Origin of the sequence: Arthrobacter sp. R-11, assembly GCF_049913155.1 — a bacterium.
Classification (GTDB): Bacteria; Actinomycetota; Actinomycetes; order Actinomycetales; family Micrococcaceae; genus Arthrobacter.
In genome coordinates, this window is the sequence record NZ_CP183979.1 from 523,327 (window position 1) to 537,321 (window position 13,995).

The window sequence follows — 13,995 nt, forward strand, 5'->3', positions numbered from 1 at the left end:
TCGGTCAGGCCGCCGTCGTTTTACGGGCAGCGCCTTCCTGCGCGGTAAGGGCACCCCGCCTGGCCTTGCGGGGAAGCACTGAAGTTGCGCGGGCGTATTTCTGCTCGAGCTTGGACTGCGGGTAGCTCAGCAGCAGGGTCATTACCAGGTACCAGAGGCTGGCGACGATCAGCAGCGGGATGGTTTCGTAGGTGCGGGCGTAGATGAGCTGGGCGCTTTGGAGCAGTTCGGCCACGCCCAAGACACTGACGAGGGAGGTTTCCTTGAACATGCCGATCACCTGATTGCCGGTGGCCGGGATGATGGAGGGCATCGCCTGCGGGATGATCACCTTGCGCATTTTGGTGGCAGTACTCATACCAAGCGAGTCAGCGGCTTCGATCTGGCCCTTGCCGACGGCGGCGAAACCGCCGCGGATGATCTCGGCCATATAGGCGGCCTCATTGAGGCTTAGCCCGATCAGGGCTGCAGTGATAGGGCCCATTAGCGCGTTGGTGTCGACGGCCGCGCTGATGTTGGTGAAGGGGATGCCGATGGTCAGGTCGGGATAGAGAGCGGCGATGTTGAACCAGAAGATGAGTTGCACCAGGACCGGAGTTCCACGAAACAAGGTGATGTAGACGGCTGCGGTGGCGGCAATCGGTTTGATGCCTGAGGATCGCATGATGGCAAGCCCCAGCCCCAGGGCCGTTCCCAAGGCCATGCTGGCGATCGTGAGGAAGATCGTGAGCATGAGTCCGCGGAGGACCGTTTCATGGGTGAAGTATCTGGCGACTACGTGCCACTTGAAGTTCGGATTGGTGGAGACGGAATACAGGATGCCGACCGCCAGGAGGGAGCAGGCGGCCCATGCCACGTATTCAAAGAGGCTTCGGCGCTTCAGCCTTGGCTTGAGCGCAGGGTCCGTTCTACTCATTCTGGTGTCACATCCTTGATGGAACTTTGCAGCCTGGACGTATCTGCTAATTGAGTTTGGCCTCGGTGATGGCGCCTGACTCCAGGCCCCAGGTGTCCAGGGACTTCTTGTATTCCGGGCTCTCGAGGACCGACTGGATGGCCTTCTGCAGGGCCGGGGTTAGCGGCGAGCCCTTCTTCAGGCCGATTGCCGTCACATCGCTGGAGCCGACGTTCACGCGGCCGAGGAGGTCGAAGGATTCCGGTTGCTGCTTGGCAGCCCATCCCAGGGCGGTGGTGTCGTAGAGGATCCCGTCAATCCGCTTGGAGTGCAGCTGGGTCAGGGCTTCCTGGACGTTGGGCAGGGTTACGGCGTGGATCTCGGGCTGGCCCTTGGACGTGCAGGTCTGCTCGGACAGGGCCGGGAGGCGCTTGAGCTGGCCGGTTGAGCCGGCGGTGACGGCGATGTTCTTGCCGCACAGGGTCTCCATGGTCAGTTTCAGCGGGTTGCCCGCGGCCACGGCCACCGAGCTGCCGGCCTTGAAGTAATCGATCATGTCCAGCACTGCGAGACGTTCTTCGGTCTTGGACATCGTGGTGGCCGTGAAGTCATACCGGCCGCCGTCGATGCCGGGAATGATGGTGTCGAACGCCGTGTTCTCGAACTTCAGCTTCAGGCCGAGCTTCTTGGCGACGAGCCGGGCGATGTCCGGGTTCAGGCCGATCGGGGTGGTGTTGTCTTCGGCCAGGAACGTCGTGGGTGGATAGTGGAGGTCCATGGCCACCGTCAATTCGCCCTTGTCCTTGTAGGACTGCGGCAGCAACGCCACCGCGGCGGGGTCAGCCTGGATGCCCTCCGAGATATCCGCCGTGTTCTGCGTCTTGGGGATTTCGGTGGCCGAGTCTTGAGGGCTGGCAGCCAAACCGCCGCAGGCGGTGAGAGCGAGCAGGATGGCAAGCCCCGCACCCCTTTGGATCTTGCGCATGGTTTTCATGGTGCGTCCCTTCGGGTGGTTGAACGCTCGCCCAGCTGTCTGTGATCTACGTCTCAATCTACTAAGGTAAGGGAACTTCCGCGCTGTTCGATTGACAACAATTGAGCATAAAAAATCGAAAGGCACTTTCCCCGTACGGAAGCCGGGTGCGCCCGTCATTGTTGTCAATGCCATCTGGAGGTGACAAGTTTCCGGCGTCCTGCATGGAAAACCGGCAGCGGCGGGCGGTCGGGGCAGTTGGGGTTATGGTGTGAAGCGCGCTTCCGGAGCGGGAACCGAAGCTATGGAGGCAAGTCGGTCCCAGTCCTGCTTTGAGTGGGAGAAAAGGTAGTCCCGGGCCTCGGGGTACTGGATTGCTCGCCATTCCGTGATTAGGGCTCGCAGGAGGAGCCGCGCGGGGGCGGCGGCTGACAAGGCTTCCAACTCATGCGCAGGAAGCGGGCGGACGCTTCGGTACCCGTCCATGAGGTGGAGTGCGTCGTCCCAGGGCCTTTCCGGATCGACTCCAAGGTGATTGGCCATGGCGACGCTTATGTCGAAAATGACCGGTGTCCGCACCACATCCCCGAAATCGATGATTCCAGTCACATACCGTGGGTCCTCCGGGTCGACCAGAACGTTGAAGGGACTGAAGTCGCCGTGGACCACCTGGGTGGTGAGGGTGTCCAGAAGTGGAACCACCTTTTCGTCGAACTGGTCGAAAATCGGCTCGGCAAGCGAACGCTTTGCTCCCTCTTCGACGTATCCGAGCAGGGGCCGCATGCGGTGGAAATGCTTGAGGTCCCACATGAGGATGCGGCTGGCCCGTGGATGTTCGAAGTCACTCAAAGCGATGGACAACCGCGCCAGCGTGGCCCCGCACACCTGGAGCTGATCGGCTGTGGGGGCTTGGTCGGCCAGAAGGCGGCCGGGCACAAAGCGCATCACGCGAAGTACGCGGTTGTGCAGGCCCTCATCTTCCGGTATTTGGATTTCAGGTTTTCCGCCCAGGGTTCTGACGAGACGCTGTACCGGTAGATCAGGGGCGGCGTGTTCCAGGTACGCCATGCACGTCGTCTGCAGGTTGACGATCTGTGGATCTTCCTGAGGTGAGGAGAGTTTGACCAGGTAAGTCTCCTTGCCGTCCTCGAGGCGGAACGTCTCGTCCTTCTCCGTCGGGATATGGACAAGGGTTCCGCTGAGGCCGTAGAGCAGCTCAAGAAGCTGCAACACAGTGGCTTCGCCGAGCGGGGCCTGCCGCACCAGGAGTCCGCTCTCCGCCGCGGCGGCCTTAATGAATTCCGAGTTGGTTCTGACATCCATGTCGGGGCTCCTGCCGATGCTGGAGGCTACTGAGGCGGGGGCCTCGGAAGGTAGCCAAAATCTTCACTGCTCAACTGTTCAACAGTATGACAGGAGGTGCGCTGCAGGGCAAAGGCTGTTTGCTGCCGTTGAAGTGTATGCGAGTGGACGCGGCGCTAGTCGGCCGTGTGCCTCGCGGAAATGATGTGCCGAATGGCCTCGCGATATTCGATGATGGTATCTCTTACGACGTTTTCCGCCAGGACGGGATCGTGCGTGTCAAGTGCGGTGATGATTCGCTGATGCTCAGCCTCCAGTGCATCGGGATCATCGTATTCATGTTTTTCCAGGGAAAGGATGAGCATGAAGTACCTGAGTTCCGTGACTAACTGCCGGTAGAAGGCGGTCAGCTTCCTGCTTCCCAGGAGATTGACTACAGCCGTATGGATCGCAAGGTCCTTTTCCACGATCTTGAAGGGATCGCCGGTTTTGAGGACTGCGCGGAACTCTTCCATCGCGGCGTGGACTTCGGCTAGCGAAGTGTCCTCGGAAAGGCTTCGAGCGGCCGTGGCCTCCAAGTGGAGGCGTGCGTTATAGACGTCCATGATTTCGGCGTCTGTCGGATCCCAGACCACCGCCCCGTGATTCGCGCGGTGCCGCACGAGTCCGCCTGCTTGAACGATCCGGACGGCCTCGCGGATCGTGTTCCGGGACAGTTTCAAGTTTTCGGCCAGCACGCTCTCCCGCAACCGTTCACCGGGCTTCAGCCTGCCGTCCAGGATCATGGCCGTCAGGCCATCAGCGACCTGTTGCACCGTCGAAGAATGGGCAATTTCGATCTGCTGAACCATCCCTACATCGTACTCCGTTGAACTGTAGGGCAGTTGAGCATTCCTGTCGGACAGACCGAGGTGTCCCTTCGGATTTGGGCCCGTGAGGGGCTGAAGACTGCATCCAGCCAGGCCTGGGGAGGAGCCCCGTACAGCAAAAGGCTCCGGGGGCCTTGCGCTCTTGGGGCGGGTTAAACGAAAACGGCCGTTGCAAGCCCGGCAGACCCGGTATTGCAACGGCCGTTGGTAACAGCGCAGGGTTGGCCTTTGGCTAGGCAGTGCCTTCCTGATCCGGTTGTCTTTCAGTCAGATCCTCGACGGCTTTTTGCATGTGCCGTTTGATCGCCCGGAGAAGGCCCTTCCGATCACCCGCTTCGAGGAGATCCAGCAGGTTTTGGTGTTCCCCGACCAGGACGTCTGCCCGAGGATAGGAAACTTCCAGGTTGAGGATACACATCCTCGATTCGGCCGCCAGAGTTTTGTAGATCCGGATCAAACGTGAATTTCCCGTGCCGGCAACGAAGGCGGAGTGGAACTGCATGTCCAGCCGCGCAATCGCTTGCCAGTCGGAGACGGCTACTTGCTTCGCCATTTCGCCGACGATCTCCCTCAGGACTTCACAAGTGTCCTTGACCCGTTCCGGGCTACCGTCCAGCAGCGTGTTTGCGGCAGCTGATTCGACGGATTCACGGACCGCATAGATCTCTTGGATGTCGTCGGTCTCCAACTCCATGACGAACACTCCACGATTGCGATGGCTGACGAGTATCCCTTCCTGGCATAAGCGCTGCAAGGCTTCCCGGAGCGGGCCCCTGGACGTGTTCAGTTGGCCCGCAATCACGGATTCGTTGATCTGCTGCCCGGGGCGGAAGGTCCCCTGGACGATCTGTTCCCGCAACTGGTCTGCGATCAGCTGTGCAGTTGGCCTTCCTTCCAGTACAAAAAGTCCTTCCGGTGCCGCCATCGACATCCCCCTCATCTCGCTCTTCACTATCTACATGCGTGTTACACAGCTATTGCGGTGTATTTGGTTTCAAGAAATTCCTCGATACCTATCTTGCCGCCTTCGCGTCCCAGGCCTGATTGCTTGACGCCGCCGAAGGGTGCGGCCGGGTTGGACACCAAGCCGGTGTTCAGCCCGACCATGCCCACTTCCAGTTCCGCGGAGAAGCGCAGGGCCTTGTCCATGTTCTCGGTGAACACGTAGCCCACGAGTCCCCATTCGGTGTCGTTGGCCAGCCGGAGGACTTCGTCCTCGCTGTCGAAGGCGGTGATGGCAGCGACGGGCCCGAAGATTTCGGTGCTCATCAGGTCCGCGTCCAGGGGAACGTCGGTGAGCACCGTGGGGGTATAGAAGTAGCCGGGTCCTTCCGGGCGGCTTCCGCCGGTGAGGATCCGCGCACCCTTGGAGACGGCGTCCGCGACGAGGCTTTCAACCTTGTCCAGGCCCTTCTGCTCGATGACGGGTCCGACGTCGGTTCCGGCCAGGGCGCCGTTGCCCACCCGCAGTTCGGAGATCTTCTTGGCGAACTTCTCGCCGAATTCCCCGGCCACGGAACGATGGACGAAGAAGCGGTTGGCAGCAGTGCAGGCCTCGCCCATGTTGCGCATCTTCGCCTTCATGGCGCCGTCGACGGCCTTTTCGATGTCCGCGTCGGCCAGGACGATGAACGGGGCGTTGCCGCCCAGTTCCATCGAGGAACGCATCACATTGTCCGCAGCCTGGCGCAGCAGGATCTTGCCCACTTCGGTGGAACCGGTGAAGCTGACCTTCCGGGCGATGCCGCTGCCCATCCACGTTCCCACCACGGCCGAAGCGCTGGCGGTGGTGACGACGTTCAGGACGCCGTCGGGAAGGCCTGCTTCCCGGAAGATCTGCACCAAGGCAAGGGAGGTCAGCGGCGTGAGTTCGGCGGGCTTGAAGACCATGGTGCAGCCGGCGGCCACGGCCGGGGCTATTTTGCGCGCGCCCATGGCCAGCGGGAAGTTCCACGGGGTGACCAGCACGCAGGGACCCACCGGTTCCTTGGTGATCATGATCCGGGTGTTGCCGTCCACGGAGGTGGCGTGGTCCCCGCCGATGCGCACGGCTTCCTCGGAGAACCAGCGGAGCATGTCGGCGCCATAGGCCACCTCGCCCTTGGCCTCGGCCAGGGGCTTGCCCATTTCCGCTGTCATGATCGCGGCCAGCCGGTCGGTGTTGGCAACAACCAGTTCAAAGGCCCGCCGGAGGATGTCGGCACGCTCACGCGGGGTGGACTTGCCCCACGCTGCCTGGGCGCGGCCGGCGGCCTCGATGGCAGCCTGGGCTTCCTCCGGGCCGCCGTCTGCCACGTGGGCGATGATTTCATGGGTGGCCGGATTCTCCACCGGGAAGGTGGCGCCTCCGGCGGCCTTCTGCCAGGCGCCATCGATGAACAGGTCGGTATGCAGTCCCGAAGGGTCGAATGAGGTGCTCATGTCACACTTTCAATGGTCGAAGGGGCTAGATGGCGGCGGTCTTGAGGGCCTGGGTGAATCTGGTCAAGCCAGTCTGGATCTCATCGCTGCTGACGTTCAGGGCAGGGATGATGCGGATGACGTTTCCGTGCGCACCGCAGGTGAGCAGGAGGAGTTCTTCCGGAATGGCTGCCTGCTGGACGGCGAGGGCGGTTGCTGCGTCAGGGGTCCCGTCTGCCGCGGTGAATTCGATTGACTGCATCAGGCCTCGGCCCCGCACATCCCCGATGGTCGTGAACTGGCCCTTGAGGCTCTCCAGCCCGGCGCGCAGTTCATCGCCGCGGACCAGGGCGTTCTGGACCAGGTTCTCGCGCTCAATGACGCCAAGGGTTGCGACGCCGGCGGCAGCCGCGACTGCGTTTCCGCCGTAGGTTCCGCCTTGGGAACCGGGCCATGCCTTGCCCATCAATTCCGTGGAGGCTGCGATGGCTGAGATGGGGAAACCGCTGGCGAGGCCCTTCGCGGTGATGATGACATCCGGGGTGACCCCCGCCCAATCGTGTCCCCAGAACTTCCCTGTGCGTCCGACGCCGGCCTGGACCTCATCGACGATAAGTACGATTCCGTGTTTGTCGGCACGCTCCCGCAGGCCCTGCAGGAAGCCTACCGGGGTAGGGATGTAGCCGCCGTCGCCCAGGACCGGCTCGATGATGAAACCGGCCGTGTCCGCCGGGCTGCTGATACTGGCCAAGAGCTGGTCCAGTTCCTTCAGGGCGAAGGTAACAGCGGTCTCCTCGTCCCAGCCGTAGCGGTAGGCGTGCGGGAAAGGCGCGATGTGAACACCGCTCATCAAGGGGGAGAAACCGGAGCGGAACTTGGTTCCGGCAGTGGTGAGGGACGCGGCGCCCACGGTGCGGCCGTGGAAGCCGCCGTGGAAGGAGATGATGTTGGGCCGTCCCGTAGCCATGCGGGCCAGGCGGACGGAGGCCTCCACGGCCTCGGAACCGGACGTGGCGTAGAAGACGCTGTCCAGCCCCGAGGGGAGGAATTCTCCCAGCCGTGCCGTGAGCTCGAGCAAGGGCTTGTGCATCACGGTGGTGTACTGCGCATGGACAATCTTTCCCACCTGGTCACGCGCTGCCGCGACGACGTCAGGGTGGCAGTGACCAGTGCTGGTGACGCCGATTCCCGTCGTGAAATCCAGATACTTCTTGCCGTCGGTTGCATAGATCCAACTGCCGAGGGCGTGGTCGACGACGACGGGCGTCGCCTGCTTGAGGATGGGACTGAGAGTTGCCATGGCTTCATGCTTTCTTATGAACTGTAGATTGTCAACAATTCGCGATCCGTGGGATCGCGGATGGTAGTCAGCTGGTCCTGAACCGTTCGGGGCGGACGAAGTCCAAGTAATCGAAGGTCTGTTTGCCGAGGGCCTCTTGGGCGGCGATTTCACCGAATCCGGTGGCGTTCTTGAAACCGCCTCCGGAGAAGCCCGTGGCTGTATAGATCCTGCTGCCTTGGTGGATGGGGCCCAGGAGGGGGTTGTTGTCCTTGGTGAAGAGGTCGGGGAAGGCATCGGAGCGGACAATGGCGGGGTCCAGGCCGGGGAAGAATTCGGTGACGGTGTCGGTGGTCTCTGCGATTTCGGCCTCGGTGAGTTCCCGCGGGACGTTGCCGGCGTCCGGGGTTGGTTTGCCGCGGCCGTCCAGGGTGGCTTTGACGGTGACGCCGTCCACTGCCGGTGCCCCGTACATGGAGCGGTCCTCGTAGATGCGGATGAAGATGGGGAATTTCTCCGGGGTGTACTGGGCGCCGTCGCGGGCGACGAACCAGGTCAGGAAAATCCGTTTCGTCTCCGTGGCTGCTTTGAGATAGTCGGGCATGAGCCGGCGGGACCATCCGCCGGAGGCGATGATGACGTTCTCGTAGGTCCAGGACTTCTCGCCGGAGGTGAGGGTCACGCCGCCCTCGGTTTCGGTGATGCTGTCGATGGGGGTGCTGGTGTGGATCGTGGCGCCGTTGGCGCGGGCGGCGGTGACGGCGGCGGTAACGGCACGGTCGGTGCGCAGGGCGCCGGCATGCGGATCGTAGACGGCGATGTCATCGGGCCGGAGGTTGTGCTGGGGATAGCGCGCGGCCAGTTCCTCGTGGGTGAGGACCTGGTGGTCGGCGCCGGTGGCGCGGGTGGTTTCCAAGACGGCGTTGAGGTAGGGGCCGTTGGCAGTGCCGATGGACAGGCCGCCGCAGCGGGTGAGGATTTCCTGTCCGGTTTCTGCTTCAAGTTCCGCCCAGAGGGCGCGGGAGCGTTCCAGGATCGGGTAGTAGCCGGGGTTGCCGCGGTAGACCATGCGGAAAAGGCGGGTGTCCCCGCCCACGGCACTGCGTCCGTGGGCGGGAGCGGCCGCTTCGAATCCTGCCACCGAGTCGGTCAGGCGGGACGCTTGCCACAGGGCCATGCTTCCGATGCTGCCCAGCCCGATGACGGCGAGCTTTCCGTCCATCAGAGGACCTTTTCCAGGAAGGAGCGTGTGCGGGCTTCCTTGGGGTTGCCCAGGACCTCGCGGGCGTCGCCGCGTTCAACGACGTAGCCCTCGTCCATGAAGAGCAGGGAGTCGGAGACCTCGCGGGCGAAGCCCATTTCGTGGGTGACCACGACCATGGTCATGCCCTTTTTGGCGAGGTCCTTCATGACCGCGAGGACTTCGCCGACTTTTTCGGGGTCCAGGGCGGAGGTGGGTTCGTCGAAGAGCATGATTTCCGGGTCCATGGCCAGGGAACGGGCGATGGCCACTCGTTGCTGCTGTCCGCCCGAGAGCTGGGCGGGGTACTTGAACCCGTGGCCGTCAAGACCGACGCTGGCCAGCAGCTCGTCCGCCCGGGCGGCAGCCACCTTCTTGTCCACGCCTTTGACCAGCACCGGGCCGGACATGACGTTTTCCTGGGCGGTCATGTTCGGGAAGAGGTTGAACTGCTGGAAGACCATGCCAACCCTGGTGCGCTGGGCGGCCAGTTTCTTGCGGCTCAGGGCGTGGTAGGCGGTCTCGGTTTCGTGGTAACCGAAGGTTTCGCCGTTGACCTTCAGGACCCCGAGGTCCACCGTCTCCAGGCCGTTGATACAGCGCAGCAGGGTGGATTTGCCGGAGCCGGACGGGCCGATGATGCAGCAGACTTCGCCGCTGGCGACGTCCAGGTCGATGTTCTGCAGGACCGTCTTGTGTCCGAAGGATTTGCGGATTCCGCGGGCGTGAATGGTGCCGTCGGTGCTCATCGGGCTGCGCCTTCCGGTTGGGCAACCCGTTTGGCCTTGCGGGGCAAAGTGGAGGTTGCGCGGGCGTATCGTTTCTCGAGCTGGGCCTGTGGGTAGCTCAACAGCAGGGTCATCACCAGGTACCAGAGGCTGGCGACAATCAGCAGCGGAATGGTTTCGTAGGTGCGGGCATAGATCAGCTGGGCGCTTTGGAGCAGTTCCGCGACGCCGAGCACGCTGACCAAGGAGGTTTCCTTGAACATGCCGATGAACTGGTTGCCGGTGGCGGGGATGATCGAGGGCATCGCTTGCGGGATGATGACCTTGCGCATCCGCATGCCTGCGCTCATGCCCAGCGAGTCGGCGGCCTCAATCTGACCCTTGCCGACGGCCGAGAAACCACCGCGAATGATCTCGGCCATGTACGCGGCTTGATTGAGGGTCAGGCCCACCAGGGCCGCGGTGATCGGACCCATGATCGCGTTCGTGTCCACCGCCGTGCCGATATCGGTGAACGGGATCCCGATCCTCAGGTCCGGGTAGAGCGCAGAGATGTTGAACCAAAAGATCAGCTGCACCAGCACCGGGGTGCCGCGGAACAAGGTGAGGTAGAGACCGGCGGCAATGGACACCGGCTTCACGTGCGAGGCCCTCATGACGGCCAGGGCAAGGCCGAGCAGTGTTCCCAGGGCCATGCTCGCGACCGTCAGGAAGACAGTGAGCATCAGACCGCGCAGGATCGACTCGGCGAAGAAGTACTTTCCGACGATGCCCCATTTGAAGTTGGGATTTGTCAGGACCGAGGCGAGGATCCCGAGGCCGACGAGAATGCTCAGGACCCATCCGGCGTACTCGGTGGGAGTCCGAAGCCGAAGCCGCGGCTTGAGGGCTGCATCGATGCCGCTCATCGTTTCACTTCCTTTGCTGATAGCTGTGACCATGGAGGCGCCCCCTAGTTGAGCTTGGCGTCGGTGATGGCTCCGGACTCCAGGCCCCAGGTCTCCAGGGACTTCTTGTACTCCGGCGTCTCAAGGACGGACTGGATGGCCTTCTGCAGGGCCGGGGTCAGCGGCGAGCCCTTCTTGACACCGATTGCCGTCACATCGCTGGAGCCGACGTTCACCCGGCCCAGGAGGTCGAAGGACTCCGGCTGCTGCTTGGCAGCCCAACCCAGGGCGGTGGTGTCGTAAAGGATCCCGTCAATCCGCTTGGAGTGCAGCTGGGTCAGGGCCTCCTGGACGTTGGGCAGGGTTACGGCGTGGATCTCGGGCTGGCCCTTGGACGTGCAGGTCTGCTCGGACAGGGCCGGGAGGCGCTTGAGCTGGCCGGTTGAGCCGGCGGTGACGGCGATGTTCTTGCCGCACAGGGTCTCCATGGTCAGTTTCAGCGGGTTGCCCGCGGCCACGGCCACCGAGCTGCCGGCCTTGAAGTAATCGATCATGTCCAGCACCGCGAGCCGTTCTTCGGTCTTGGACATCGTGGTGGCCGTGAAGTCATACCGGCCACCGTCAATGCCCGGCACGATCGTGTCGAACTTCGTGTCCTCGAACTTCAGCTTCAACCCCAGCTTCTTCGCGATCAGCCGGGCAATGTCCGGGTTCAGGCCGATGGCGGTGGTGTTGTCTTCGGCAAGGAACGTCGTGGGCGGATAGTGCAGGTCCATGGCCACCGTCAGCTCGCCCTTGTCCTTGTAGGACTGCGGCAGCAACGCCACCGCAGCCGGGTCAGGCTGGATGCCCGCCGAGATGTCAGAGGTGTTGGAGGTCCTCGAGTCCTGGGCGTCGTTGCTGGCCGCAGCGCCACAGGCGCTCAGGGCCATCAGCACTGCAAGCCCGGTAGCAGCAGTCTTGATCTTGCTTGTGGTCTTCATGGTGCGTCCCTTCCAAAAATGGGTTTCAGGTGAAGTTGGTTCCGCCGAACGAGGATCTTCGCGGGGGCTTCCGAGTGGCGTCGTCGTCCGCCAGGTGGCCCGCCCACAGCATTAATCGGGGAGGATGGAATCAGTTGCTGTGATGCGGATCTCGTTCTGCATCCAATGCAATGCAACTCCCTCGATCGCAGATTGTCAACAATCGACGATAAGTAAATTCTTTGGCGGCCCTCACATGAGAAAGGCTCTCAACAAGAACTGTTGACAATCTACAATTTCGGAGCCTACAGTCAAAGTATCTGGTTCTCGACGTCCAAGAATCTCCCGCCCACACGAAGTGAAACGGGACGGCGGACCTCCGGACGTCCCGCAAAAGTCATCTAGGAACGGACGAATTATGGCAACGACGAACTCACGGCCGAAGTACATCTCCTTCGATATCTACGGCACCCTGATCAACTGGAACTCTGATGCCGTTACCCGCCGGCTGCTGGATGGCCGCCTGCCCGAAGAGCAGTGGCCTGCGTTCAAGAAGGTGTTCCGCGGTTACCGCTTCGACGCGGTCCTTGATTACGCGCCGTACGAGGAGATCCTCCAGAGCTCGTTCGACCGCGTCTGCAAGTACTTCGGCATTGGGCCGACCCCGAACGCGGGCGCAGAGCTCGCTGACGCTGTACGCAGCTTTGGCGCCCACGACGACGTGCCGGCACCGCTGAAGCTCATGGGCGAGAACTTCCAGCTGGTTGCCCTGTCCAACGCCGACGACAGCTTCCTGGAGATCAGCATCCCCAAGCTCGGCGCCGACTTCCACGCCGTGCTGACCGCCGAGCAGGCCCAGGCCTACAAGCCGCGCTACCAGGCCTTCGAGTACATGCTCGACACCCTGAACGCCAAGCCGGAGGATTTCCTGCACATCTCCTCGCACACCCGCTACGACATGCACCCGATGCACGACATGGGCTTCCGAAACCTCTGGATGCTGGACCGTGGCTACGACCCCATCGGCCCGGGCTACGACCTCAACGTTGTGAAGTCCCTGGACGAGATCAACAAGCACCTCGGTCTCTAAACCGACGTCGAGACGAAAGATCACACCATGAAACTTGTTCCTTATTGGCTGGACACAGCCGAGCCTTCCGGTGACTACCGGCGCACCCCAGTGCCGGAGAACGTCGACGTCGCGATCATCGGTGCCGGCTTTACCGGCCTCTCCGCCGCGCTTGAGTTCGCCCAGCAGGGCGCGAGCGTTGCGGTCTTCGAGCGCCACACCGTCGGCTGGGGCGCGTCCGGCCGCAACGGCGGCATGGCCACCACCGGCCTGGCCATCGGCTTCAGCACCGCGGTCAAGCGCTACGGCGAGGCCCGCGCCGTCGAGTACTTCCGCGAGTACAACGACGCGATCGAGAGCATCGAGAAGATCGTCCATGACCACGCGATCGACTGCGACTTCAACCGCTTCGGCAAGCTCTCGCTGGCCTACCACGAGTCGCACAACGACGGCTTCCGGAAGTCCCAGGAGCTCCTGGCCAAGCTCGTGGACCACCACGTCGAGGTGATTCCGAAGTCCGAGATCCATTCCGAGATCGGCACGGACTTCTACAAGGGCGCCATGATGGACCCGCTCGGCGCGGGCCTGCACGTGGGCAAGTTCTCCCACGGTCTGGCCGGGGCGGCCGTCAGGGCCGGCGCGGTGGTCTGTGAGGACGCGGGAGTGACCGAGCTCAAGCGCATCAACGGCACGGTGCACGACGTGCACACCACCCGTGGGATCACCCGGGCCAAGCAGGTCCTCGTCGCGACGAGCGGCTACACCGGCAGCGTCACCCCGTGGATGCAGCGCCGGGTCATCCCGGTGGGCAGCTTCATCATCGTCACCGAGCAGCTGCCCGAGGACGTGGTGAACCGCATCCTGCCGAACCGGCGTATGGCTTCGGACAGCAAGATGCTCACCTACTACTTCCGGATCACCCCGGACAACCGGCTCCTCTTTGGCGGCCGGGCCCGGTTCGCCCTCTCGAGCCCGGACTCCGACGTCAAGAGCGCCGAGATCCTGCGCAAGGCCATGCTCGAGCTGTTCCCCTACCTCGACAAGACCCGGGTGGACTACATCTGGGGCGGGCTCGTGGACCTCTCGATGGACCAGATGGTCCATGCCGGCGAGCACGACGGGCTGTTCTACTCGCTCAACTACAGCGGGCACGGGGTCCAGATGGCCGCGCACATGGGCAAGCGGATGGCGCACTACATGGGCGGGGACAAGTCCGCAAACGTGTGGGGCGACCTGAAGAACCCGCCGGTGCCCGGCCACTTCGGCCCGCCGTGGTTCCTGCCCTTCATCGGTGCGGCCGCGAAGATCATCGACCGGATCAAGTAGGCCCAAGACCAGCTGGCCAGCTGGGACCGGCTGGCCAGCTTCCACCCCCAACACATCACCTAGCC

At 62.8% G+C, this 13,995-nt stretch carries 13 protein-coding genes; 2 read left to right on the forward strand and 11 right to left on the reverse strand.

What is annotated here, in order from left to right:
• Positions 1–4 precede the first annotated feature (4 nt).
• The 11 genes from ACN9M4_RS02365 to ACN9M4_RS02415 all read right to left on the reverse strand — a co-directional run bounded on the left by ACN9M4_RS02365 (position 5) and on the right by ACN9M4_RS02415 (position 11,556).
• On the reverse strand, positions 5–916 hold the full coding sequence (locus ACN9M4_RS02365) for an amino acid ABC transporter permease (protein WP_426301979.1): 912 nt from the start codon (positions 914–916) through the stop codon (positions 5–7).
• A 46-nt stretch (positions 917–962) separates the two neighbouring features.
• On the reverse strand, positions 963–1,889 hold the full coding sequence (locus tag ACN9M4_RS02370) for an ABC transporter substrate-binding protein (protein ID WP_426301980.1): 927 nt from the start codon (positions 1,887–1,889) through the stop codon (positions 963–965).
• A gap of 243 nt (positions 1,890–2,132) precedes the next feature.
• Entirely contained in the window at positions 2,133–3,191 is a 1,059-nt protein-coding gene (locus tag ACN9M4_RS02375) for a phosphotransferase (RefSeq protein ID WP_426301981.1), read from the reverse strand.
• A 155-nt stretch (positions 3,192–3,346) separates the two neighbouring features.
• Positions 3,347–4,021, reverse strand: a complete 675-nt coding sequence (locus ACN9M4_RS02380) for a GntR family transcriptional regulator (RefSeq protein WP_426301982.1) — start codon at positions 4,019–4,021, stop codon at positions 3,347–3,349.
• 250 nt (positions 4,022–4,271) lie between these two features.
• Complete coding sequence (locus ACN9M4_RS02385) at positions 4,272–4,991, reverse strand: GntR family transcriptional regulator (RefSeq protein WP_426301983.1); 720 nt, start codon at positions 4,989–4,991, stop codon at positions 4,272–4,274.
• A gap of 14 nt (positions 4,992–5,005) precedes the next feature.
• A complete protein-coding gene (locus ACN9M4_RS02390) occupies positions 5,006–6,460 on the reverse strand; it encodes an NAD-dependent succinate-semialdehyde dehydrogenase (protein WP_426301984.1) in 1,455 nt (484 codons plus the stop codon).
• Positions 6,461–6,485: 25 nt separating this feature from the next.
• Positions 6,486–7,739: an aspartate aminotransferase family protein gene (locus ACN9M4_RS02395; RefSeq protein WP_426301985.1), complete on the reverse strand. Its 1,254-nt coding sequence runs from the start codon at positions 7,737–7,739 to the stop codon at positions 6,486–6,488.
• A gap of 67 nt (positions 7,740–7,806) precedes the next feature.
• Positions 7,807–8,940, reverse strand: a complete 1,134-nt coding sequence (gene solA, locus ACN9M4_RS02400; protein ID WP_426301986.1) for an N-methyl-L-tryptophan oxidase — start codon at positions 8,938–8,940, stop codon at positions 7,807–7,809.
• Complete coding sequence (locus ACN9M4_RS02405; RefSeq protein ID WP_426301987.1) at positions 8,940–9,707, reverse strand: amino acid ABC transporter ATP-binding protein; 768 nt, start codon at positions 9,705–9,707, stop codon at positions 8,940–8,942. The genes solA and ACN9M4_RS02405 overlap by 1 nt, the downstream gene beginning before the upstream one ends.
• Positions 9,704–10,594, reverse strand: coding sequence for an amino acid ABC transporter permease (locus ACN9M4_RS02410; protein ID WP_426301988.1), 891 nt, complete (start codon positions 10,592–10,594; stop codon positions 9,704–9,706). The genes ACN9M4_RS02405 and ACN9M4_RS02410 overlap by 4 nt, the downstream gene beginning before the upstream one ends.
• Positions 10,595–10,638: 44 nt before the next feature.
• The gene (locus ACN9M4_RS02415; RefSeq protein ID WP_426301989.1) at positions 10,639–11,556 is read right to left on the reverse strand and encodes an ABC transporter substrate-binding protein; all 918 of its coding nucleotides are present in this window, start codon (positions 11,554–11,556) and stop codon (positions 10,639–10,641) included.
• A 397-nt stretch (positions 11,557–11,953) separates the two neighbouring features.
• Here ACN9M4_RS02415 and ACN9M4_RS02420 point away from each other — a divergent pair, with 397 nt between their 5' ends.
• Both ACN9M4_RS02420 and ACN9M4_RS02425 read left to right on the forward strand, forming a co-directional pair.
• Positions 11,954–12,625 (forward strand): HAD-IA family hydrolase, encoded by a 672-nt coding sequence (locus ACN9M4_RS02420; protein ID WP_426301990.1) that lies wholly within the window; start codon positions 11,954–11,956, stop codon positions 12,623–12,625.
• 27 nt (positions 12,626–12,652) lie between these two features.
• Positions 12,653–13,930 (forward strand): NAD(P)/FAD-dependent oxidoreductase, encoded by a 1,278-nt coding sequence (locus ACN9M4_RS02425; protein ID WP_426301991.1) that lies wholly within the window; start codon positions 12,653–12,655, stop codon positions 13,928–13,930.
• Positions 13,931–13,995: the final 65 nt, after the last annotated feature.